The organism is Cellulomonas sp. P5_E12 (genome assembly GCF_054049315.1).
The window spans coordinates 19,836-40,834 of record NZ_JBFUMP010000020.1 but is presented as its reverse complement, the minus strand read 5'-3'; the positions used below and the strand labels follow the sequence as shown (position 1 = coordinate 40,834).

Below are 20,999 nucleotides of genomic sequence, written 5' to 3'. Positions count from 1 at the left end.
CAGCTCCTTGCAGATCGGGGTCACAGGCAGGCTGCCACGAGCACTGCCGCGGAAGCACGACCTTTCCACCGACCACCGACAGGCCGCCGAGGGGTCAGCCGACGAGCAGGCTGACCGCCCGGTGCAGGTCCGCCCGCACGTGCTCCGGGTCGCCCGACGCCGCCAGCGTCACCCCGTGCACCAGCCCCAGCACCTGCCCGAGCAACCGGTCGGAGGCCCAGCCGTCGTCGCCTCGTACGTCGCGCAGCGCCGCCACCTTCCGCTCGTGCGACGACACCGCCTGCGGCAGCCGGGCGAGCACACCGGGCCGCTCGAGGTTGTGCCAGAGCAGCAGCCGCACCAGGGACGGGTGCGCGAGGTTGAAGTCGAGCACGCGCACGGCGTAGCCGGGGAGGTCCGCGGCGTCGAACGGCACGGCGTCCAGCAGCTGCTCGATCCGGTCCTCGACCACCCGGTCGAACAGCTCGTCCTTGCTGCCGAAGTAGGCGTAGATCCGCTGCTTGTTCGCGCCCGCTCGCTCCGCGATCCGGTCCACGCGCGCCCCGGCCAGCCCGCGCTCGGCGAACTCGTCGGCTGCCGCGTCGAGGATCCGGCGCGGGGTGTCGGCGGCCATCACGCGGGCAGGGCCGTCCCCGTGAGGTCCTGGGAGACCGCCCACAGGCGCGCCGCGGTGTCGTCGTCGCGCATCCGGCGGTTGAGCTTGGCGGGCCCGGTGGGGCCGACCAGCCCGAAGCGACCCGACGGGCCGTAGTAGCCGCCCTCGGCCGCGAGCGGGTCGGCGGCCGCGAACAGCATCGGCTCGGCCCCCTCGGGCGGCAGCTGGGACGGGACGAAGGGCAGGTTGCCGATGGGCGACCGGTGGGTGGTGTCGCGGCCGAGCGACGCGCCGGCTGTCTGCAGGTTGGTCTGCGTGAAGCCCGGGTGCGCGGCGTTGCTCATCAGCGGCCACCCACGCTGCGCGGAGACCCGGGCCAGGTGACGGGCCAGCAGGAGGTCGGCCAGCTTGGACTGCGCGTACGACCGGGTCGGGCTGTACCGGCGCCGCGTCCACTGCAGGTCGTCGAACCGGATGCGGCCCATGTTCGCCACGCCGCTGCTCATCGTCGTGACGCGGGGTGCCGGCGACGCGAGCAGCAGCGGGAGCAGCCGGTTGGTCAGCGCGAACGGGCCGAGGTAGTTGCTGCCCATCTGCAGCTCGAAGCCGTCCTCGGTCTCGAACCGCCTGGTCGGTGCCATCACGCCGGCGTTGTTGACCAGGGTGTCGAGGTGCGGGAGGTCGCGGGCCAGGGCGTCGGCGAACGCCTGCACCGATGCCAGCGACGCGAGGTCGACGATCCGCACCTCGGCCGACGCGTCGGGGTGGGCCGCCAGGATCTCCGCGAGCGCCTTCTCGCCCTTCTCGGCGTTGCGGACGGCGAGCACGACGTGGGCGCCGGCGGCGGCCAGCCGCTCGGCGGCCTCCCGGCCGGTGCCGCTGTTGGCGCCGGTGACGACGACGGTGCGTCCGGTCTGGTCGGGCACTGCGTACATCTGAGGCTCCTCGTCGACAACCAACTAGTTAGTTGGCACCGTGTCACGTATGGATGTCGGCCGTCAAGAGGCAGGCGCGGCGCCGAGAGGGTCGAATAGAGGACATGAGCACCGTCCCGAACACCACCATCCCGACAATCCGCCTGAACAACGGCGTCGAGATCCCCCAGCTGGGTTTCGGCGTCTTCCAGATCGACCCGGCGGAGACCAAGGACGCGGTCCTGCAGGCCTTCGAGGTGGGCTATCGCCACATCGACACCGCGCAGATGTACAAGAACGAGCAAGGCGTCGGCGAGGCCGTCGCCGAGTCCGGGCTCGCCCGCGACGAGGTCTTCATCACCAGCAAGCTGAACAACGACGCGCACGACCCGGAGGACGCAGCGATCGCGTTCGAGCTGACACTCGACACCCTCGGCCTCGAGCGCGTCGACCTCTTCCTCATCCACTGGCCGCTCCCGACGGTGAGCAACTTCGTCGAGACCTGGAAGGCGATGGAGGAGTTCTACCGGTCCGGCCGCGCGCGGGCGATCGGCGTCTCCAACTTCCAGCCGCACCACCTGCGTCGCCTCAACGCCGAGACCACGATCACGCCCGCCGTGAACCAGATCGAGGTGCACCCGTACCTCACGCAGGAGGAGGTCCGCGCGTTCGACGCCGAGCATGGCATCGCCACCGAGGCGTGGAGCCCGATCGCGCAGGGCAAGGTGCTGGACGACCCCACGATCGTGCGGATCGCCGACTCGCTGGGGAAGACCCCGGCGCAGGTCACGCTGCGGTGGCACCTGCAGCGCGGCGACATCGTGTTCCCCAAGTCGGTGACCCGCAGCCGCATCGAGGAGAACTTTGCGCTCTTCGACTTCGAGCTGAGCGACGTGGACCTCGCGGACATCTCGGGGCTCAACCGCGACGAGCGCACGGGCCCGAACCCCGACACGTTCGACTACGTCCCTCGGTAGATTTTCAGGACCCTGTCGATCCGGCCGCTCACCGTTCGTACGGAGGGTGAGCAGCCGGTCCGACGCCGGCGCCGCACACCGAGGAGGACGCCATGAGCCACTACCTGCTGAGCGTGATGGAGCCTGCCGGGCCGATGCCCGACCCCGAGTTCCTCGACCCGATCATCAAGGCCGTCGGCGTCGTCGACCAGGCCATGAGGGACGCCGGCATCTGGGTCTACGCCGGTGGCCTGCACGACCCCAGCACCGCGACGGTGCTGCGCGCGAAGGACGGCGACGTCGTGACCACCGACGGCCCGTTCGTCGAGGCCAAGGAGCACCTGGGCGGCTTCACGATCGTCGACGTCGACGACCTCGACGCGGCGCTCGACTGGGGCCGCCAGCTCGCGGTCGCGACGACGCTGCCCATCGAGGTGCGGCCGTTCCGCTACCAGTGACGGCTGTCGACGCCGCCGACGCAGACGCGGTCGCGCGCGTCTTCCGCGCCGAGCACGGCCGCGCCGTCGCCGTCCTGACCCGGTCCTTCGGCGACCTCGACATCGCCGAAGAAGCCGTGCAGGAGGCGTTCGTCGCGGCCGTGCAGCGCTGGCCCGTCGACGGGCTCCCGCCGAGTCCCGCCGGCTGGATCATCACCACGGCCAAGCGCAAGGCGATCGACCGGCTGCGACGGGAGGCCTCGCGCGACGACCGGCACGCGCAGGCCGCGCTCCTGCACCAGCGCGAGGAACCCGTGGAGGTGGGGCCCGTGCGCGACGACCGGCTCCGGCTCGTGTTCACGTGCTGCCACCCGGCCCTGTCGGTCGAGGCACAGGTGGCCCTGACGCTGCGGCTGCTGGGTGGCCTCACCACCGAGGAGATCGCGCGAGCGTTCCTGGTGCCGGAGCCGACGATGGCGCAGCGGCTGGTGCGCGCCAAGGGCAAGATCCGCGACGCCCGTATCCCCTACCGGATCCCTCGCGACGCCGACCTCCCCGACCGCCTGCGCGCGGTCCTGGCCGTGGTCTACCTCGTGTTCACCACGGGCTCCGCAGCCCTGGTGCGCGAGGACCTGTGCGCCGAGGCCGTCCGGCTGGGCCGCGTGCTGGTCGAGCTCATGCCCGACGAGGCCGAGGCCCTGGGTCTGCTGGCGCTCATGCTGCTGACGGACGCCCGCCGCGACGCCCGGGTCTCCGCCGACGGGTCGCTCGTCCTGCTCAGGGACCAGGACCGCTCGCGATGGGACGAGGGCGAGCTGGAGGAGGGTCGCGACCTCGTGCGCCGCTGCCTTCGTCGCGACCACCTCGGCCCCTACCAGCTGCAGGCCGCGATGCAGGCCGTGCACAGCGAGCCCGCCGGCACCGACTGGCGGCAGATCGTCGTCCTCTACGACCAGCTGATGTCGATCGCGCCGAGCCCCGTCGTCGCGCTGAACCGCGCGGTCGCCGTCGCCGAGCTCGACGGGCCGGCGGCGGGTCTGGAGCTGGTCGACGGCCTGCCGCTGGACAACTTCTACCTCTTCCACGCGGTCCGGGCGGACCTCTTGAAGCGCCTGGACCGGCCCTCAGAGGCGGCGGACGCGTACGACCGCGCGACCGCGCGCACGACGAACGACGCCGAGCGCGCGTTCCTGTCTCGCGCCCGGGACGCTCTGGGCGCGGCCGGGCCCTCATCGCCGAGCGGCGCGCCCGTCGACCTTCCGTAGCCTTGCAGTTACGTAACAAGGCCGGTACGTTCGATCCTATGGATGCCGTCCTGCACGCCGTCGCCGACCCGAGCCGCCGCACCGTGCTCGAGATCCTCCGCCGGCATCCCGCGACGGCCGGGGAGCTGGCGGCGGCGCTTCCCATCGCGCGGCCGGGGGTGTCCAGGCACCTCCGCGTGCTGCGCGAGGCCGGACTCGTCGAGGTCCGCCAGGAGTCGCAGCGCCGGATCTACACCCTGCGCCCCGAGCCGCTGGTCGAGGTGGACCAGTGGTTGGAGGGGTACCGCGCCCTCTGGCAGAACCGGCTCGACGCGCTGCACACCGAGATCGCCCGAGGAAAGAAGGCAGCACCATGAAGCTCGTCGCAACCTTGCGCGCGCTCGACGGAGCGCACGGCGCGGTCCGGGTCGAAGACGTCTTCGACACCGGGATCGACGACCTGTGGGAGGCATGCACCGCACCTGAACGGCTCGCGCGCTGGATCGCCGAGGTGTCCGGCGACCTGAGCGTCGGCGGCGAGTTCGGCGCCCGCTTCACCAGCGGCTGGGAAGGCACAGGCCGCGTCGAGGTGTGCGAGCCACCGCGGCGACTGGTGGTGCGGACCAGGGAGCAGGACGGCGAGGAGGACACCCTCGTCGAGGCGACGCTGACCCCGGTGGGAGACAAGACGGTCCTGGTGGTCGAGGAACGCGGGCTGCCCGTCGACCACCTCGCGGCCTACGGCGCCGGATGGCAGGTGCACCTCGAGGACCTCTCCGCCGACCTGGCGGGCCGTGGCCGTTGCGACCTCAAGGCGCGCTGGGACGAGCTGGTGCCCGCCTATCGGCGGCTCACCCCAGCCGGGCCACCAGCGCCGCGCGCACCGTGAACCATTCGGCGGCGACGATCGAGAAGTAGGCGGTGTCCCGCGGGGTGCCGTCGGTCGCGACCGTGTGCACGCGGCGCACGCCCTCGAACCGCCCGCCGATCCGCTCGATCGCCTTGCGGGACGCTGCGTTGCGCGCGTCGGTCTTCAGGGTCACCCGCAGCGAGCGCCACGTCTCGAACGCGTGCGTGAGCAGCAGGAGCTTGGCCTCGGTGTTGATCGCCGTGCGCTGCGCCGACGCCGCGTACCAGGTGCTCCCGATCTCGGCGACGGACGGCGGGTGCTCGTCGCTGGGCACGGTGACCGAGACTCCCGGGCGGCCAGGCGGCCGGCGTCTCGAACACCTCGAGATCGAGGAAGCGCGTGCTCCCGACGAGCACGTCGTCGGCCAGCCGCCGCACCGCGAACGGCAGCGCGCGCCCGGAAGCCGCGTGCTCGAGCGCGGCGTCGACGTACGCCGCCGTGTCGGATTTCCCCTCGGGCACCCACGTGAACCCGTAGCTTCCGCGCTCCTCGGCGGCGGCTGCCGCGAGGCCGTCGACGTGCGAGTGGTCCAGCGGTTCGAGCCGGACGTGCCGACCGGTGAGCGTGAAGGGCTCGATCATGCGGCTCATCCTGGCGCAGGATGGGCCCATGGACGACCCCGTCTGGACCGTCGACGACCACCTGCGCGACGCCGACCCGGCACACGTCGAGCTCTGGCGGGCGTTCGCCGCGCTGGTCGAGTCCACGGGACCGGTCACCTACGCCGTCTCCAAGACGACGATCACCTTCAAGGGGCCGCGGCGAGGTTTCGCCGGCGCGCGCCCCACGCGCCAGGGTGTCGAGGGCTACCTCGACACGATGCGGCCGCTGGACGGGGACCCGCGGATCCTCCGGTCGTCGCCGTACCTCAAGCGGCTGCACGTCAACCACTTCCGGATCCGCACCCTCGCGGACCTCGACGAGACGTTCGCCGGCTGGGTGCGGGAGGCGTCCGCCGTGGGGGCCGGCGCCCATCTCGCCTGACGTCGGTCACACCGTCGCGTGCTCGTCGGCGGCGCGCATCGCTCGTCGGCCCCCGGGCACCGCCAGCGCCAGCGCGACGACGAGCAGCAGCGCGAGGCCCGCGACGACGAGCAGCGACTCGACGGAGAACCGGTCCGCCAGCGGCCCGAAGATCGCCATGCCCACCGGCATCGACAGCGCCATGACGATGCCGACGAACCCGAACACCCGGCCCTGCATCTCTGGCTCGACGGTCTCCTGCAGCACCGTGAACGACGGCGTCGAGAAGGCCGGCACGGACAGGCCGAGCAGGAACATGAACGCGAAGAACACCCAGAGGTTGGTGGACAGCCCGAGCCCGACGGAGATGCCGCCGAACACCAGCGTGGAGCCCAGGATCATGCGGACCCGGTTCCATTTTCCGGCCCACGCCGCGACCGCCGCGCCGCCGAGCACCATGCCGATGCTGAACGCCAGCTCGTTGGCGGTGAGCTTCCACACCTCCTCGCCGAAGGTCCGCACGATCATCAGCGGGGTGAGGAACGACGGGGCGACGATGAGCAGGAACACGACCGCGTAGAGCACGAGGATCCAACGGACGAACGTGTGGGTCACCACGTACTTCACGCCGCCGACGAGGTCGTCGAAGTAGCCGATCTGCCCCGCGTCCGTGCGGATCAGGCGCGGCACCGTGACGAGCAGCAGCAGGCCGATGCCGATGGCGGCGGTGACCACGTCGATGTAGAACACGGCGACGATCGACATGCTCGCGTAGATCCCCGCGGCTGCGGCCGGGGCGACCAGCATCATGGCCGACTGGATCGTGCCGTTGATGCCGTTGACCCGCATGAGCTTGTCGGCCGGGACGATCTGCGGCAGCAGCGCCGCGACGGCGGGCATCTGGATCCCGGCGCCGGCCGAGCGGATCGCGATGGCGACGAAGATCAGCCAGAGGTCGGTGGCGCCCGCCATCATGAACATCGCGAGCGCCAGGGTGACGATCGCGATGGTGGCATCGGCGCCGATGATGAGCTTCTTGCGGTCCAGCCGGTCCGCCCAGACGCCGCCGAAGATCGAGATCACCGCCTGCGGCAGGAACCCGAACACCGCGTAGAGCGCCATGACCCCGCCGGACTTGGTCTCCAGGGTCAGGTGCCACATCACCGCGTACTGCACCAGCATCGAGCCGAACAGCGAGATCGTCTGCCCGGACAAGAAGATCGAGACGTCGCGCCGCCAGCCGGGCCGCTCCACTGCAGGCTCCGTCACGCGGTCCATGCTGTCAGCCACCCCCGACACCCGGCACGGGCGATCCCGCCACGGTTGCCGAACGAGCCATGAGCAGGTTCCGTTCCCGCCTCGTGGGGGCCAGGGCCGCGGCGCGCTCGAGCTCGTCGGCGGCCTCCTCGGTGCGCCCGAGCCGGATCAGCACGTCCGCGCGGACCGCCCCGTAGAGGTGGTAGCGGGCGATCCGCGGGTCGCCGCGGATGGCGTCGAGGGCCGCCATCGCCGCCTCGGGGCCGTCGGCGTACATCACCGCGACCGCGCGGTTGAGCTCCACCACCGGCGACGGCGTCAGCTGCGCGAGCGCGTCGTACAGCGCGACGACCCCCTCCCAGTCCGTCGCCTCGAAGCTGCGCGCCCGGCTGTGGCACGCGGCGATCGCCGCCTGGACCGTGTACGCGCCGAGCGGGCGCCCCAGGGTCGTCGCGCGGTCCAACGACCGGAGCCCGTGCTCGATCAGGGCGCTGTCCCATCGCCTGCGGTCCTGGTCCTGCAGCAGCACCCCGTCGCCGCGCGCGTCGAAGCGCGAAGCCTGCAGCTCCATGAGGGCGACCAGGCCGTGCACCTCCGGCTCCCGCGGCAGCAGCCCGGCGAGCACACGCCCCAGCCGCATCGCCTCGTCGGCCAGGTCTCGCCGCACCCACCGGTCCCCGCTGGTCGCGGCGTGCCCCTCGGTGAAGATCAGGTAGACCACCTCGAGCACCGAGCCGATCCGCGCGGGCATCTGGTCGGCCTGCGGCACCTCGAACGGGACGTGCGCCTCCGCCAGCGTGCGCTTGGCGCGAGAGATGCGCTGGCCGATCGTCGGCGACGGAACCAGGTAGGCCCGGGCGATCTCGTCCGTGGTCAGGCCGCCGAACAACCGTAGGGTCAGCGCGATCCGGGACTCGCGTGGGAGCACCGGGTGGCACGTGAGGAACACCAGCGAGAGCAGGTCGTCGCCGATCGGCTCGTCGACGATCCGGTCCGCCGCCGCCTCGTCGGTGAGCTCGCGCGCGAGGACCGCGTACTTGGCGTCCCGGTTCTGCTCGCGCCGGATCAGGTCGATGCCCCGGTGCCGCGCGGTCACCATCAGCCACGCGCCAGGCTGGTTCGGGACCCCGGTCGTCGGCCACTGCTCGAGCGCCGCGACGAAGGCGTCCTGGGCGAGCTCCTCGGCCAGCCCGACGTCCCGGACCAGGCGGGTGAGCGAGGCGATGAGCCGCGGCGACTCGATCCGCCAGATGACCTCGACGGTGCGTCGCGCGTCGGTCATCGCCCCGCTCCTCGTCAGGCTTGCGCCTCGAGGCGGTCGACGATCGCCTGCTCCCGCTCGAGCACCTCGGGCGAGACCACCTTGGCGAAGTCCTCCATCTCGAAGAACGGCCGGATCTCCAGCACGGACACCATGCCCTCGGTGGTCGGACACCGCTTGGCCCACTCGACGGCCTCGTCGAGCGAGCTGACCTGCCAGATCCAGTAGCCGGCGACGATCTCCTTCGCCTCGGCGAACGGCCCGTCGACAACCGACGTCTCCTGCCCGTCGAACACGAGCTTCACGCCGGCGCTGCTCGGCTGGAGACCCTCGCCGCCGAGCATGATCCCGGCGTTCACCAGCTGCTCGTTGTAGACGTTCATCACCCGGAACATCTCGTCGGTGGGCGCGACCTTGCCCTCGTCCGCGCCGGAACCCTTGATCATGACCAGGACCTTCATGGCTGTCTCCTTCGACTCGAGTGCCCGCTCGACGCTAGTGCCGAGCCGGGGCCTTCACCAGGTCGTCGAACGGGCACCGGCGGTTTCGACGCGGAGCTTCGACGAGTTCTGTGGCGCCGTCCTACGGTGGACGGATGACCCCACCCGACGGGCTCTCCGGCATCGCCCGGTTCTGGGACGCGGCGGCGGCGGGCTTCGACGACGAGCCCGACCACGGGCTGCGCGACCCACGCACCCGTGCGGCATGGTCGGCCCGGCTCACCGGCTGGATCCCCGCCGGGCCGTGGGACGTGCTCGACCTCGGCTGCGGCACGGGGTCGCTCACCGTGCTGCTGGCGGAGGCGGGGCACCGCGTCACCGGGGTCGACGTCGCGCCGCAGATGATCGACGCGGCCCGCGCCAAGGCCGCGGCCGCAGGCGCGACCGCCACGCTCGTCGTCGGCGACGCCGCCTGGCCGGATGACATCGAGGTCGACGTCGTGCTCGCCCGGCACCTGCTCTGGACCCTGCCCGACCCGCCGGCCGCGCTCGCCCGCTGGGTCTCGCTCGTCCGCCCTGGCGGCACGCTGATCCTGGTCGAGGGCCGCTGGTCGACCGCCGAGACGTCCCCGTACACCGCCGACGCCCCGCACCTGCCATGGGACGGCGGAGTCACCGCCGCCGACCTGGTCGACGCCGTCCGTCCGCTCGTCTCGCGGCTCCGGGTCGAGCAGCTCGGCGACGACGAGGCCCTGTGGGGCGCACCGGTCACCGACGAGCGTTACGCGCTGGTCGCGAAGGTCTGAGACGCGACGAGGGGCCCGACCGCCGGCCGGGCCCCTCGTCCGTCAGGTCACGGCGCCGGGTACTCCAGCACCACGCTCGGACCCTGGATGTCGGGCGTCACGGGGTCGCCCGTGTCGTTGACCACGTGGTCGATGGTGCCCGCCTTGTTGAGCGAGACGGTCAGGATGTTGTGCAGCCGCACGCCCGGCGTGACCGGGACCTCGTACGCCCGGGTGGCGTGCAGGTCCGGGTTCACGTTCGTGTAGATGTAGCTGCCCATGCCCCACGCCTCGTGGGTCGTGACCTTGTCGCCCACCTTGTAGGCGGCCCAGCCGTCGACCCCGTCGTGCTGCCAGGACGCCTGGTCGGGGGCGTCGTACGGCAGCTCGTTCTGGAACATGATCGTCTTGCCCCGCTCGCCGTTCCAGATCACGTTGTACTTCTGGAAGTGCTCGGAGAACAGGCCGGTCGCCGTGACGTCGTTGCCGTTCACCAGCACGCCCGTGTCGGCCGTGTTGACCGTCCAGCCGACGCCCGTGCCGTGGTCGGCGCGCCAGGCCCACGTGTGGTCGATGATCGTTTGGTTGGTGTTGACGACGAGGCTGTTGGTGGCCTTGCCCACGTGCTCGCCGCCGATGCGGAAGAACACGTCCTGCACGGCGGTCGGGTTGTTCGCGCTGCTCAGGCGCGGCTTCGTCTGCTTGGCGTCGAGCGCCGAGAGCTGGGTGCCCAGCTGCAGGAGCGCCGGCGAGCTCGTCGGCCCCGCGTCGAACATCAGACCCGCGATGTCGATGCCCGGGACGTCGAGCGTCTGCATGGCCACGACGCCGTTGTCGGGGACGATCGTCGCCAGGCCCAGTCCGAGCACGACCGCGTTGGGCCACAGCACGTTGAGCGTCTTGTCGACGTGGTAGACGCCCGGCGTGAACAGCACGTTCTTGCCGACGGCCAGCGCCGTGTTGATCGTCGACGCGCTGACACCGGGCTTGGCGACGAAGAAGCTGTTCAGCGGCAGGGACTTGCCCGGCGTGCTGCCGTTGGCCCACGTCGTGCCCGTGGTGCTCGTCTGCGCCGACGGGACGAAGACCTTGTACTTCCCCTTGGCGTCGATGTAGAGGTACGGCTTCTCGCGCGAGGCCGGGTTGGTGTCCAGCGTCGTGTACTTGTTCGTCACGAAGTCCGTGGCCGGGGCGCCCCGGACGCCGGCGAAGACCTGGTTCCAGACGCTGTTGCTCCAACCGCCCACCGAGCCGTTGCGGACCAGGAACTGCTGCTGGCTGCCGCTGATGACGAACGGGAGAGCCGAGTCGGCGATGAACCCGCCGGACGCGTACTGCGGGCCGGCCGTGCAGTAGTCCATGAGGCTGACGTTGGCGCCGGTCACGCTCACGCGGCGCATCGGGGCGGCCTGCGAGACGGCCCAGAAGTTGGCGCTCGCCCGGCAGTCGTCGGCGGACCCGCGCTGGTAGTGGATGCTCAGGTTGGACAGCGACCGCCAGAAGTTCACCAGCGCGGTGCAGTCCGTCGCGGCATCCGGTGCGGTCGGGAAGCACTGGTTGTAGACCTCGATCGCGCCGTTGATGACGACGTCGCCGGGGTTCTGGCCCAGGCCCGCGACCTCGGTGAAGTAGCCCACCTGGAAGCGCAGCGGCTGCTCGGCGGTGCCGTAGGTGCCGGGCTTGAAGAGGAGCGCGTAACGCCCGTCGCCGAACTGGGCGGGCACCTGCTGCGCGGCGATCGCGTCCACCTTCGCCTGGATCTCGGCGATCGGCTGGCTGGGGTCGAACACGATGACGTTCGGGCCCAGGTCGACGGTGGGCGGCGACGCCTGTGCCGGGGCCGCGAGCAGCGGCACGAGCGCGAGGCTCAGGCCCGCGACGACCGCCGCGGTCGCTCGCCTGCGGCGGGGAGCCGCCTGGTTCTGAACGTGCAGACGCCTACGAAGGAGCATGAGGGAGGACCTTTCTCCGCACAGGGCACGTCGCAGGGACGGGCCCTCGCGCGCGAGGAGGCACCGTCGTTGGCGCCGTGCACCGGACTTTTTGTTGCCGGCCAGGACAAAACGTACAGGTCCGGTGACTCGTGTCAACCCTGACAGGTCTGTAAGTGTTTCCTTCTCTTCCCGCTTCTCAGCTCCGCGTGGGCGTCGCGGCCAGCCGTGCGATCCACGCGGGCGTCGTCTCGCCCCGACCGCGGTCCGTCACCACGCGCAGCCGCGCGGCCGCCACGTCCGACCGGTTCACCGCGAGCGCGGGGCTCGCCGCGGAGGGCCGGACCGGGGCGGTGCCGTCCGCCGCCACGAACTCGGCGTGGTCAGCGGCGCCCCGGTCCTCCAGCGCCTGCAGCACGTCGAGCGACAGCCCCGCGAGGAACGCGTCGTCGTCGGCACTCGCCAGCGGCGACGACGCCAGCAGCGCGAGCGCCTCGAGCCCGACCGACCGCTTCGTGTCGTCGTCGTCGAACGCGAGATCGACGGCCCACTGCACGCGGGCCCACCACTGCGCCCGCGCGTCCGCGCCGGTGCGCTGCCGGACCGTGAGGATGCCGACGATGAGGGCGCCGATCGCGCCGATCGCGGCCACCAGGGGGCCCAGGGTCGCGACGATCACGTACCAGGGCTCGTCCGTCGTCACGCTCATCAGCCCTGCGACCACCGTCATCCCCCGCATCCGCCGTCGACGCTGGCGAGCGTAGCGGGAGGGACCGACGACCGCCCGGGTCCGTTCGAGCCGGCGAGCACACCGACGCTCGTCTCGCCGGTGAGCAGCGCGTCCAAGGTGGGTCTGTCGCACGGTCGACGACCGGTCGATAGTGGTCGTGGAGCCCCGCAATGCTCGAAGGAGAGACCGATGGCCGGCACCGGCACGAAGGACGACCCGTGGCAGCTCACGACCGCGCCCGGCTCGTCGGCCTACACGATGTACCGAGACGAGTCCGCTGACCCTCCGGCGCTCGTCTGCCAGGTCGGGTCGACCACCCTGAAGTACCACCTGCGCGCGATCGATGACCTGCACGCCTGGCTCGTCGAGCGGGGCGACTGGGTGCCGCTCGGTGCGGCCGACGAGTTGAAGCCCGCCGCCGCCGGGAGCGTCGAGGCCTGGGGTCGCGACGAGGGCAACCCGGTCGGGGGCTGGTACGGGCTGCGCAAGGGCTACCGGGGACGGTTCGGCATGTACCTGCCGCCGTTGCTCGAGTCGCTCGGGCTCGTCGAGCTCACCCACGACGCTCGCAACAACCAGGTCCGCGCGATCCGCGCCTGACGTCCGCTCAGGAGCCGACGGGCGCCTGAGCGTGCTCGTCGTCCAACCGGGCCCCGCCGACGGCCGAGGCAGCCGTGACCGCGGCCGCCACGAGGAGCGCGACACCGGCGACGAGCAGGGCTGCGCCGTATCCCACCGCGTCGCCGAGCAGACCGCCCAGCGGCGCCGCGACCACGATCATCGCCCGGTTCACCGAGCGCATCGTCGCGGTCATCCGCCCCTGGAGCCGATCGGGTGTGACGGTCTGCCCGTAAGCCATCTCGTTCGCGTTCTCGGCGCCCATGCACAACCCCAGCAGCAGCTGCCCGAGCGCGAGAATGATCCACGCGAGCCCTCCGCCCCACACCCCGTCCACGGTCCCGGCGGGCACCGCGAGGACCGCCGACGCCATCAGCGCCCAGGCCGAACCGGTCCCGACCCGGGCCGCGACGATCACCCGACCCGCACCCCACCGACGGCCTAGCCTCACGGCGAGCGAGGCACCGACGAGCGCGCCGACCCCCGCCGCGGCCAGAGCGAGCCCCAGGGTCGCGGGGCTCAGGTGCAGTGTCCGGAGTGCGAACGGGGTCATCACCGCACCCGCCACAGCCGAGCAGACGAACCAGACATGCGTCGACAGCGCCAACGGACGCAGCGTCGGGTGCCGGTAGATCCATCGCAGCCCCTCCCTGATCTCGTTGCCGACTGCGCGCACGGGATGGGCGGCGCGACGTCGCGACGGACGTGGCTCGTCGACCTCCAGGGTCGCCAGCAGGACGGCTGAGGCCAGGTAGCTCACCGCGTCGACGAGCACAGCAAGCGGGGCACCCAGAACCGAGATCAGCCCGCCCGCCAGCGCAGGACCGCTGGCCTGGGCGACGGCGTCCGACTGGTCCAGCCGGGCGTGCGCCGGACCGAGCAGCGCGGTGGGCACCAGGCGGGGGACGAACGACCGGAACGCCGCGTCTCCCACGACCCGGCAGAGGCCGAACGCGGCCATGAGGGCGACCAGCCAGCCGGTGGTGAGATGCCCGGTGGCGGCGAGGACGGGAATGAGCCCCAGCACCACCGCGCTCAGGACATCGGTGAGCACGAGCACCGGACGGCGACGCACCCGGTCCACCAGCACCCCGGCGAGCAGGCCGAACAGCAGGTACGGGGCCCATCGCGCGGCGTTGACCAGACCGACGTCGACGGCGTCACCGGCCAGGAGGTCGACGATCAGGACCTGTACCGCGAGGACCGTCACGTAGGTGCCGAACGCCGACGTCGTCGAAGCCGCCCACACCCGCCGGAACCCGGGGCTCCGGCGCAACGAGTCCGGTGGGGGGTGCGTGCTGGTCACCGCTGCTGTCTAGCACCACCGCCCACTGAGCGTCCGCTGAGAGCCCGGAGCACCGAGACCGTCGTGCCGCTTAGCGTGGGGGAACCGACGACAGGGAAGCCCATGAGCATCGCGACGGCCTGGGGTGTGACTGACGACGAACGGCAGCGCGAGTACCCGTGCGACCTCCTGATGCCCGCGCCGGCCGGCCGTCTGCTCCGAGCCGTCGACGCCGCAGCGCCCAACGACGTCGTGTTCCGATGGCTCTGCCAGTTCCGCGCAGCCCCCTACAGCTACGACTGGATCGACAACGGCGGGCGCCGAAGTCCCCATATGCCCTTGCCGTGGTGCTGGGATCTTCAGGTCGGGCAGACGTTCTCCCGGATCTTCACGCTCGACTCGTTCGTGATCGACGAGCACCTCACCGTCCGCATCGCGCCCGGGATCGGTACGCGGCTGTTCGGCGACGTCGCGATCACCTACGCGGTCCTGCCGGCGAGCCCGACGCGCTCACGGATCGTGGCAGTCATCCGCTTTGACCGACCGGCCACCCGGGCGCGCACCCTCCGGACGTGGCTGCTGACGTGGGGCGACCTGGTCATGATGCGCAAGCAGCTCCGCACCTTTGCGGCCCTGGCAGGGGCTGAGCACGCCGCCGCGACGCGGGATCGAACGCGTCCGGGCGCGTAGCCGGACCGCAGGCGACGTCTGCCGCGCCGGGGGATGACGCCCGGCCGAACGAGCTGTGGTCGACCACTCAGCCGGACGGGTTGCAGTCGAGCAGCCCCGTCAGAACAGGCTGAGGCTGATCACTCCCCGCCGAGCGTGTAGTCGAGCCGCAAGCGGTGCGTGCCGTCGGCGTCGACCCCCATCACGCCGGTGCCCGCGATCCCCGTCAGCTCGCCGGTGCCGCTCGAGGGCACGACGACCAGGTGCTCGTCGAACTGGTCGGTCCCGTGCGTCGACGCTGCGTGCACGTAGTTGAACGCCCCGGAGCGTCCGTCCAAGGAGCCATCGAACGACTCCATCGCCACGTACGTGCCCACGCCGCGCTCCGGGTCGAACGCCGAAGTGAACAGCGTCGTCGACCGACCCTCGATCCCACCCGCGTACTCCTTGGCCATCGTGGCAACGCTGACCGCGAGAGCCGCGGTGACCGGCTGCTCCTGCTCGATCGGCACTCCGGCGAACCCACTGACCGTGAACGTTCCTTCGCTGATCATCTCCGCACGCTAGCGACGAGCGCCGACAAGCGGCTGGCGGAGCCAACGTGGGCAACGATCACGACCTCCGATGGCCAACGGCATACGCAAAGCGCCGCACGAAAACCCGGGGCCAGCGAGTGGGAGGAGGGACCAGCGCACGCACACGTGCTCGTTGGAGAGGTGAGGTCAGAAGGGTGGGTCGCCGAGCTCGACGAGTGGCGGTGGTGGTCGGTGTTCGAGGGCGCCGGCGGTGATGTGGACGGGGATGGGGTGGCGGGCGTAGGTCAGTCCGTGTCGGTCGGTCCAGGTGGAGACTCCGGTGGCGGGGTCGTAGGTGACGTTCCACCAGCCTTCGGTCTTGGCTTGGTGGTGGTGCTTGCACAGGGCGTGCAGGTTCGCCTCGCAGGTCTGCGGGTCGTGGCTCCGGGGATCGGGCTGAGGGTCGTGCCCGCGGAGGTCGGCCTGTGCTGGTCCCGAGCCCTCGAAGGGTGGTCCGCCTTCGGAGGGTGGTCGGCCTTGGGTGGGTGGTCGGCCTTGGGTGGGTGGTCGGTCGTGGTCGTAGGGGATGCGGTGGTCGATCTCGCAGCGGGTGGCGGGTTGCCGGCAGCCGGGAAAGGTGCAGGTCACGTCGCGGGCCTGGATGGTGCGGGTCAGGTCCGCGCCCGGCCGGTAGGCGGTGGTCCCCACGGAGCACACCTGCCCCGTGCCCGGGTCGGTAAGCACGCGTCGCCAGGTGCCGTCTTGGGCGAGCTCACGGGCAACCTGCGCCGGGATCGGCCCATAGGACCCCAGGAACCCGGGGGCGTCGTCCAGACCGAGCAACGTCGTCGCGGCCACGGTGACCTGGACGGCGACGCGTTGCCCGTGCTTGCGGGGCAGCGGGGTGCCGTCCGGGGTGGTCTGCCGGTCCAGGATGCCGGTGAACACGTCGCTGAACGCGTCCGCCCGCCGCTGATCCACGGTCCGGGTGTCCCCGTCGATGGTGGCGTGCCCGGCCAGGGCGTCGATCGCGGTGAACGCCGCGGTCGCCTCGGCGGCGGGCAGGTAGGCGATCAGGCGGGCCATCGCGTCGGGGGCCAGGTCCAGGAACACCCCACGCCGGTCCCGCTCGCTCACGCGCCGTTGCTCGGCGAGGCCCGGGTTCAACGCGATCAGCGTGGCGCGCACGTGGCGGGTCAGCTGCGGGGCCGTCATCTCGCCCGCGCGCTGGATCGCGTCATGGACCACCTGGTCCACCTCGCCGGCGGGCAGACCGGCCCCGGCCTTGGAGATCTCGTCCAGGATCACGTCGACCTTGCGCCCCTCCAGGGCCCCGGCTGCCCAGGCGTCCCCGATGGCGGAGTGCTGGGCGGCACCCCAGGCACGCAGGAACACGTTCTCGGCGGCCCGCTTCGTGCACACCAACGCGCACGCCAGCTCATCGGGCACGTGCCGCAACGCATCCGGGGTCCGTGCCCCCAGCTCGCGGGCGAACGAGCCCTGCAGCGCCTGCAGCATGGTGATCGCCTGCTGTGTGGCCGCGACCGCGTTGACCAGGGCCGCCCCCGACACCTCGGCAACCGGCACGGACGCGAGCATCGCCACCAGGTCGGCAACCTCGACCCCGGGCAGCGGGAAGTCCTCCACCGCGCCCAGATCGATCACCCGCGCACCCGGCTCCGGAACGGGCGCAGCGCCCGGCCGCCCACCGTGACCCGAGTCCGCCCACACCAGTGCCGGACGGGCGGGCGACGTCGATGAGGTAGCGGTTGGGGCGGCCGGCAACGAGGCGGGCACACCGGCGGCCGCGAAAGGCAACGGAGCGGACACGCTCGCCGAGCCCGAGCCCGAGCCCGAGCCCGGGTCCGGGGCCGAGTCCGAGTCCGAGCCCGGCTCCGGGGCCGAGCCCGGGTTCGGGGCCGGAGGCGGAGCCGTGTACGTGTGGTCGGATCCGTACGCGGCGAGGCCGACGCGCGTGGGCTCGGCCAGAACTGCCGTCATCGTCACCACCTCTCGCCGCACGAACCGCCCGATCCGGGCATAGAACAACTGTACGACCGACCACTGACATTCACCCCTGACCAGCACAAACGCGGTGCCAGCCCCACACCCGACCAGGGCACACAGCCGAAGGAGGCCGGCCAGCCGCCCGGCGGCCCGCTCGACGGCGACGATGTCGACGCGGGTGCCGAGCACCTGCAGCCCGAGCCCGGCGGCGTCCGCGAGGACCGGGCGTAGTAGCTGTCCCGGCGGCGGCCTCGGCGAGCGGTCGGACAAGCCGGGCGATTCAGTCCGGGCGTTCGGCGACGAGCGACCAAGTGCCGAGCGCAATCCCCGGCAACGAGGCGTATGGACACCCGCTACGAGGGCCGCGGCGCGTACCGCGCGACGAGCTCCGCGCCGAGCGTCGCGAGCTCGGCACGAACGGCCGCGGGCTCGAGCACCTCCACCGCGGCGCCGAGCCCGGCCAGGTGCTCGGCGACGGACCGGGCGGTGTGCGAGGCGACCTGGACCCGCACACGGCCGTCGTCGTCGGCACCCAGGACCGTGACGTGCCGCCCGAACTGGCCGCGCAGGACGGACAGGAGGAAGGGTGGCGCGAGCACGGTCGCGGACACGCGCGACCGGCGCTCCTCGACGTCGTCGACGACGGACGACCAGACCTCCGCGACATCGAGGTCGTCGGGCCGCGCGGCCACCGTGTCGAGCACCGTGAGCGAGGCGATCCGGTCCAGCCGGAACGTCCGCCGACCGGACGTGGTGCCGGCGACGAGGTACCAGACGGCGTCTTTGTCGACGAGCGCCCACGGGTCCACGGTCCGGGTGGAGACCCCTCGGGACCGCCCGTCGTAGGTCAGCTGAACCTGCCGACGACGAACCACGGCGCCTTGCAGCTCATCCACCCACGGCGGACGCGGACGGGCGGTCGCCCCCCAGCCGGCGGGGTCGACCACGACCGCGCGGCCGGCCGCCTCCGCATCGGCGCGGAACGTGGCGGGCAGCGCTCGGACGAGCTTCCGGAGGGCCGACGTCGCCTCAAAAGATCGCCCGGCGGCCGGCCCGACCAGCAGGAACAGCGCCTGCGCCTCGGAGGCGGTCAATCCGGTGAGGTCGGTCCGCGCGCCGCCGACGAGCGACCACCCGCCGCCGCGACCGGGCTGCGGATAGACCGGGATGCCGGCCGTCGACAGCGCGGACAGGTCGCGCCGGGCCGTCGCGACCGACACTTCGAGCTCGGCCGCCACCTCCGCGGCCGTGACGCGCCCGCGCGACTGCATCAGCAGGAGGGTGGCCACCAGACGGTCCGCACGCACAACCAAAGAGTCTCAGACAAAGTGCTCAGAAGGTGAGCACTTACCGGCGCAGAGTGGAGTCATGACCACCACAGAGAGCACCTTCCGCGGCCTGGCCAACGTCTCGATCTTCGCCGACGACCTCGCCGCCGCCCGCACCTGGTACACGGACCTGCTCGGCCTCGAGCCGTACTTCGTCCGCGACGGCTACGTCGAGTTCCGGCTCGGCGACCACCACGACGAGCTCGGCATCGTCGACCGCCGCTTCGCCCCCGCGTCCGGCGGCCCGTCGGGCGCGGTCGTCTACTGGCACGTCGACGATCTCGAGGGCACCTGGCAGCGGCTCCTCGCGCTCGGCGCGACCGAGCAGGATGGTCCGCGCGAGCGCGGCAGCGGGTTCGTCACGGCGTCCGCCGTCGACCCGTTCGGCAACGTCGTCGGCATCATGACCAACCCGAACTGGCTGGAGCGGGCCTCAGCCCAGGGCTGACCGCGCCGCCATGTAGTGCGCGCGCTGCGACGGGGACAGCCGCTCCAGCGAGTACCGCAGCGCGGTCCGGGGCAGGGTCGCGGCGTGCTCGTCGAGAAAGGCGAGCAGCCGCGCCTCGTCCTTCTTGCCGGCCTCCCGCAGCAGCCACCCGACCGCCTTGTGCATGAGGTCGTGCCGGTCGCCCTCGAGCAGGGCGGCCAGCGCGAACGTGTCGTCCAGGGACCCGGCACGGACCAGGGGCAGGGTCGCGACGATGGAGATCCGCCGCTCCCAGAGCGACGAGGACTCGGCGAGCCGGTACAGAACAGCGGCCGGGAGGCCACCCAGCACCGCTCGCCCGAGGACGTCCGGCGCGCTGGCGTCGACGAGGTCCCAGTTGTTCACGCGGTCGGTGCGCCGCAGGTAGAGGTCGAGCAGCGCGGCGCGACGGTCTGCCGACGAACGCCGCGCCGCGCACTCGAGCGCCATCACCTTGAGCGCGAGCAGACGCACCTCGTGCCGCTCGTCCTCGAGCAGGGCCTCCAAGGCGCCGATGGGCAGCCCGAGCGACGTCCGCGCAACCGACACCACCTGGGGTACGGACAGCCCGAGGAACACGTCCCCCTCGCCGTAGTCCCCGGGGCCGGTCTTGAAGAACTGCGCCATGCCGGCCGCTCGCTCGGGGTCCGCCATCGCGACGAGCCGCTCGACGAGAGAGGGCACCACGGTCCCGACGAGGACCGTGCCGCCCGACTCCTCGTCGCTCACCACCCGCGCGGCCAGCCCGGCGGCCTCGAACGCGGCCGAGGCGGCCGGCACCTGCGCCTCGCTCGTCTCGACCAGCAGGTGTCCCCCGGGCGCCAGCCACCGCGGCGCCACCGACGCGACGCGCCGCAGCACGTCGAGCCCGTCCGCACCGCCGTCGAGCGTGACCAGCGGCTCGTACAGCCGCGCCTCCGGCGGCATCGTGTCGATCGCCTCGGACGGCACGTACGGCACGTTCGCCAGCAGCAGGTCCACGCGCCCGAGCAGCGCGTCCGGCAAGGGCGCGTCGAGGTCCCCCTCGAACACCTGCCCGCCGACCGTCGCCACGTTCCGGCGCGCGCACCGGACCGCCGCCGGCTCGACGTCGGCGGAGTACACAGACACCGACGGCAGCACGGACGCGAGCGCGACGCCGAGCGCGCCCGAGCCGCAGCAGAGGTCCACGACGACCGCGTGCCCGGATGGCGCCAGCCGCGCCGCCTCCCGCACCAGCAGCTCGGTCCGGCGCCGCGGCACGAACACGCCGGGGTCGATCTCGATGCGCAGCCCGCAGAACTCCGCCCAGCCGACGACGACCTCCAGGGGCTCGCCGGCGACACGACGCGCGACCAAGGAGTCGAGATCGCCGGAGGCGTCGAGCAGGATCGTCGCCTCGTCCTCCGCGAACACGCACCCGGCGGCCCGCAGCGTCGCGGTGATCTCGGCGTGGCTCGTCACGCCGGGCACGCTACCCCCGCGTGATGCGCAGGATCACCCGGTTGTCGTCGCCCTTCCGCCCCAGCTTCTCGAGGCCCATCATGACGCGGTACTCGAGGCCGTACTTCTCCTGCATGACCTCGTTCGTCCGCCGGCGGGCGTCGTCGTCGTCGAGCACCTCGGCGGTCCCGGAGACCGTCGGGGCGTCGTCGTCGACCTTCCCGAACCGGCTGGACGACGTCATCTCGACGCGGTCGTCGTTCCGC

General features: G+C 72.1%; 24 protein-coding genes. 10 read left to right on the top strand and 14 right to left on the bottom strand.

Translation table 11 applies throughout. The features are described from left to right. Positions 1–94: 94 nt before the first annotated feature. Together ACXJKA_RS15935 and ACXJKA_RS15930 are read right to left on the bottom strand one after the other, a co-directional pair. Positions 95–613, bottom strand: coding sequence for a TetR/AcrR family transcriptional regulator (locus ACXJKA_RS15935; protein ID WP_456826239.1), 519 nt, complete (start codon positions 611–613; stop codon positions 95–97). Next, on the bottom strand, positions 613–1,530 hold the full coding sequence (locus ACXJKA_RS15930) for an SDR family oxidoreductase (protein ID WP_456826196.1): 918 nt from the start codon (positions 1,528–1,530) through the stop codon (positions 613–615). The genes ACXJKA_RS15935 and ACXJKA_RS15930 overlap by 1 nt, the downstream gene beginning before the upstream one ends. Before the next feature lie 104 nt (positions 1,531–1,634). Between ACXJKA_RS15930 and ACXJKA_RS15925 the strand changes: the two genes are divergently transcribed. From ACXJKA_RS15925 to ACXJKA_RS15905, 5 genes are all read left to right on the top strand, one after another. After that, positions 1,635–2,486, top strand: a complete 852-nt coding sequence (locus ACXJKA_RS15925; protein WP_456826195.1) for an aldo/keto reductase — start codon at positions 1,635–1,637, stop codon at positions 2,484–2,486. Between the two features lie 92 nt (positions 2,487–2,578). Next, a complete protein-coding gene (locus ACXJKA_RS15920) occupies positions 2,579–2,923 on the top strand; it encodes a YciI family protein (protein WP_456826194.1) in 345 nt (114 codons plus the stop codon). Further along, entirely contained in the window at positions 2,920–4,167 is a 1,248-nt protein-coding gene (locus ACXJKA_RS15915) for an RNA polymerase sigma factor (RefSeq protein WP_456826193.1), read from the top strand. The genes ACXJKA_RS15920 and ACXJKA_RS15915 overlap by 4 nt, the downstream gene beginning before the upstream one ends. Before the next feature lie 38 nt (positions 4,168–4,205). Continuing rightward, a complete protein-coding gene (locus ACXJKA_RS15910) occupies positions 4,206–4,523 on the top strand; it encodes an ArsR/SmtB family transcription factor (RefSeq protein ID WP_456826192.1) in 318 nt (105 codons plus the stop codon). Beyond that, positions 4,520–5,035 carry an SRPBCC family protein gene (locus tag ACXJKA_RS15905; protein ID WP_456826191.1) on the top strand — a complete coding sequence of 172 codons (516 nt, stop codon included), beginning with the start codon at positions 4,520–4,522 and terminating at the stop codon, positions 5,033–5,035. Before ACXJKA_RS15910 ends, ACXJKA_RS15905 begins: the two co-directional genes overlap by 4 nt. Here ACXJKA_RS15905 and ACXJKA_RS15900 read toward each other — a convergent pair. Then, positions 4,998–5,330, bottom strand: a complete 333-nt coding sequence (locus tag ACXJKA_RS15900; protein ID WP_456826190.1) for a GNAT family N-acetyltransferase — start codon at positions 5,328–5,330, stop codon at positions 4,998–5,000. The two genes, ACXJKA_RS15905 and ACXJKA_RS15900, sit on opposite strands and share 38 nt — an antisense overlap. A gap of 335 nt (positions 5,331–5,665) precedes the next feature. Between ACXJKA_RS15900 and ACXJKA_RS15895 the strand changes: the two genes are divergently transcribed. After that, the gene (locus ACXJKA_RS15895) at positions 5,666–6,040 is read left to right on the top strand and encodes a DUF5655 domain-containing protein (RefSeq protein ID WP_456826189.1); all 375 of its coding nucleotides are present in this window, start codon (positions 5,666–5,668) and stop codon (positions 6,038–6,040) included. 6 nt (positions 6,041–6,046) lie between these two features. On the opposite strand, the gene ACXJKA_RS15890 is transcribed toward ACXJKA_RS15895, so the two are convergent. Genes ACXJKA_RS15890 through ACXJKA_RS15880 form a run of 3 tightly spaced genes read right to left on the bottom strand, consistent with a single transcriptional unit; the run spans position 6,047 to position 8,998 of the window. Beyond that, entirely contained in the window at positions 6,047–7,297 is a 1,251-nt protein-coding gene (locus ACXJKA_RS15890) for an MFS transporter (protein WP_456826238.1), read from the bottom strand. Between the two features lie 4 nt (positions 7,298–7,301). Next, a complete protein-coding gene (locus tag ACXJKA_RS15885) occupies positions 7,302–8,558 on the bottom strand; it encodes an RNA polymerase sigma factor (RefSeq protein ID WP_456826188.1) in 1,257 nt (418 codons plus the stop codon). 14 nt (positions 8,559–8,572) lie between these two features. Continuing rightward, complete coding sequence (locus tag ACXJKA_RS15880; RefSeq protein ID WP_456826187.1) at positions 8,573–8,998, bottom strand: YciI family protein; 426 nt, start codon at positions 8,996–8,998, stop codon at positions 8,573–8,575. Between the two features lie 134 nt (positions 8,999–9,132). On the opposite strand from ACXJKA_RS15880, the gene ACXJKA_RS15875 reads away from it, so the two are divergent. Next, a complete protein-coding gene (locus ACXJKA_RS15875) occupies positions 9,133–9,783 on the top strand; it encodes a class I SAM-dependent methyltransferase (protein ID WP_456826186.1) in 651 nt (216 codons plus the stop codon). A gap of 47 nt (positions 9,784–9,830) precedes the next feature. Here ACXJKA_RS15875 and ACXJKA_RS15870 read toward each other — a convergent pair whose 3' ends face one another. Together ACXJKA_RS15870 and ACXJKA_RS15865 are read right to left on the bottom strand one after the other, a co-directional pair. Next, entirely contained in the window at positions 9,831–11,714 is a 1,884-nt protein-coding gene (locus ACXJKA_RS15870) for an adenylyl cyclase (RefSeq protein ID WP_456826185.1), read from the bottom strand. A 178-nt stretch (positions 11,715–11,892) separates the two neighbouring features. Continuing rightward, complete coding sequence (locus ACXJKA_RS15865) at positions 11,893–12,423, bottom strand: hypothetical protein (RefSeq protein WP_456826184.1); 531 nt, start codon at positions 12,421–12,423, stop codon at positions 11,893–11,895. A 189-nt stretch (positions 12,424–12,612) separates the two neighbouring features. Between ACXJKA_RS15865 and ACXJKA_RS15860 the strand changes: the two genes are divergently transcribed. After that, entirely contained in the window at positions 12,613–13,023 is a 411-nt protein-coding gene (locus tag ACXJKA_RS15860) for a DUF6855 family protein (protein WP_456826183.1), read from the top strand. Positions 13,024–13,030: 7 nt separating this feature from the next. Here the strand turns inward: ACXJKA_RS15860 and ACXJKA_RS15855 are convergent, their stop codons facing one another. Continuing rightward, entirely contained in the window at positions 13,031–14,347 is a 1,317-nt protein-coding gene (locus tag ACXJKA_RS15855; RefSeq protein WP_456826182.1) for an MFS transporter, read from the bottom strand. A 102-nt stretch (positions 14,348–14,449) separates the two neighbouring features. Between ACXJKA_RS15855 and ACXJKA_RS15850 the strand changes: the two genes are divergently transcribed. Continuing rightward, positions 14,450–15,016, top strand: coding sequence for an SRPBCC family protein (locus tag ACXJKA_RS15850; RefSeq protein WP_456826181.1), 567 nt, complete (start codon positions 14,450–14,452; stop codon positions 15,014–15,016). 119 nt (positions 15,017–15,135) lie between these two features. Here ACXJKA_RS15850 and ACXJKA_RS15845 read toward each other — a convergent pair whose 3' ends face one another. The 3 genes from ACXJKA_RS15845 to ACXJKA_RS15835 all read right to left on the bottom strand — a co-directional run bounded on the left by ACXJKA_RS15845 (position 15,136) and on the right by ACXJKA_RS15835 (position 18,806). Further along, on the bottom strand, positions 15,136–15,549 hold the full coding sequence (locus ACXJKA_RS15845; protein WP_456826180.1) for a DUF3224 domain-containing protein: 414 nt from the start codon (positions 15,547–15,549) through the stop codon (positions 15,136–15,138). Positions 15,550–15,717: 168 nt separating this feature from the next. Then, positions 15,718–17,175 (bottom strand): DUF222 domain-containing protein, encoded by a 1,458-nt coding sequence (locus tag ACXJKA_RS15840; RefSeq protein WP_456826179.1) that lies wholly within the window; start codon positions 17,173–17,175, stop codon positions 15,718–15,720. A gap of 695 nt (positions 17,176–17,870) precedes the next feature. Further along, positions 17,871–18,806, bottom strand: coding sequence for a helix-turn-helix transcriptional regulator (locus tag ACXJKA_RS15835; RefSeq protein WP_456826178.1), 936 nt, complete (start codon positions 18,804–18,806; stop codon positions 17,871–17,873). Positions 18,807–18,885: 79 nt separating this feature from the next. Here ACXJKA_RS15835 and ACXJKA_RS15830 point away from each other — a divergent pair, with 79 nt between their 5' ends. Beyond that, positions 18,886–19,293 carry a VOC family protein gene (locus ACXJKA_RS15830; RefSeq protein WP_456826177.1) on the top strand — a complete coding sequence of 136 codons (408 nt, stop codon included), beginning with the start codon at positions 18,886–18,888 and terminating at the stop codon, positions 19,291–19,293. Here ACXJKA_RS15830 and ACXJKA_RS15825 read toward each other — a convergent pair. Then, a complete protein-coding gene (locus ACXJKA_RS15825; RefSeq protein ID WP_456826176.1) occupies positions 19,279–20,754 on the bottom strand; it encodes a putative protein N(5)-glutamine methyltransferase in 1,476 nt (491 codons plus the stop codon). The two genes, ACXJKA_RS15830 and ACXJKA_RS15825, sit on opposite strands and share 15 nt — an antisense overlap. A 10-nt stretch (positions 20,755–20,764) precedes the next feature. After that, entirely contained in the window at positions 20,765–20,977 is a 213-nt protein-coding gene (locus ACXJKA_RS15820; protein WP_456826175.1) for a hypothetical protein, read from the bottom strand. Between the last annotated feature and the right edge of the window lie 22 nt (positions 20,978–20,999).

Bases quoted from the DNA above. Each gene is read 5' to 3' on its own strand.
- ACXJKA_RS15905 (WP_456826191.1), top strand. From the start codon at position 4,520: ATGAAGCTCGTCGCAACCTTGCGCGCGCTCGACGGAGCGCACGGCGCG.
- ACXJKA_RS15885 (WP_456826188.1), bottom strand. From the start codon at position 8,558: ATGACCGACGCGCGACGCACCGTCGAGGTCATCTGGCGGATCGAGTCG.
- ACXJKA_RS15850 (WP_456826181.1), top strand. From the start codon at position 14,450: ATGAGCATCGCGACGGCCTGGGGTGTGACTGACGACGAACGGCAGCGC.
- ACXJKA_RS15865 (WP_456826184.1), bottom strand. From the start codon at position 12,423: ATGACGGTGGTCGCAGGGCTGATGAGCGTGACGACGGACGAGCCCTGG.
- ACXJKA_RS15925 (WP_456826195.1), top strand. From the start codon at position 1,635: ATGAGCACCGTCCCGAACACCACCATCCCGACAATCCGCCTGAACAAC.
- ACXJKA_RS15845 (WP_456826180.1), bottom strand. From the start codon at position 15,549: ATGATCAGCGAAGGAACGTTCACGGTCAGTGGGTTCGCCGGAGTGCCG.
- ACXJKA_RS15860 (WP_456826183.1), top strand. From the start codon at position 12,613: ATGGCCGGCACCGGCACGAAGGACGACCCGTGGCAGCTCACGACCGCG.
- ACXJKA_RS15920 (WP_456826194.1), top strand. From the start codon at position 2,579: ATGAGCCACTACCTGCTGAGCGTGATGGAGCCTGCCGGGCCGATGCCC.
- ACXJKA_RS15830 (WP_456826177.1), top strand. From the start codon at position 18,886: ATGACCACCACAGAGAGCACCTTCCGCGGCCTGGCCAACGTCTCGATC.
- ACXJKA_RS15890 (WP_456826238.1), bottom strand. From the start codon at position 7,297: ATGGACCGCGTGACGGAGCCTGCAGTGGAGCGGCCCGGCTGGCGGCGC.
- ACXJKA_RS15895 (WP_456826189.1), top strand. From the start codon at position 5,666: ATGGACGACCCCGTCTGGACCGTCGACGACCACCTGCGCGACGCCGAC.
- ACXJKA_RS15935 (WP_456826239.1), bottom strand. From the start codon at position 613: ATGGCCGCCGACACCCCGCGCCGGATCCTCGACGCGGCAGCCGACGAG.
- ACXJKA_RS15880 (WP_456826187.1), bottom strand. From the start codon at position 8,998: ATGAAGGTCCTGGTCATGATCAAGGGTTCCGGCGCGGACGAGGGCAAG.
- ACXJKA_RS15875 (WP_456826186.1), top strand. From the start codon at position 9,133: ATGACCCCACCCGACGGGCTCTCCGGCATCGCCCGGTTCTGGGACGCG.
- ACXJKA_RS15870 (WP_456826185.1), bottom strand. From the start codon at position 11,714: ATGCTCCTTCGTAGGCGTCTGCACGTTCAGAACCAGGCGGCTCCCCGC.
- ACXJKA_RS15820 (WP_456826175.1), bottom strand. From the start codon at position 20,977: ATGACGTCGTCCAGCCGGTTCGGGAAGGTCGACGACGACGCCCCGACG.
- ACXJKA_RS15910 (WP_456826192.1), top strand. From the start codon at position 4,206: ATGGATGCCGTCCTGCACGCCGTCGCCGACCCGAGCCGCCGCACCGTG.
- ACXJKA_RS15930 (WP_456826196.1), bottom strand. From the start codon at position 1,530: ATGTACGCAGTGCCCGACCAGACCGGACGCACCGTCGTCGTCACCGGC.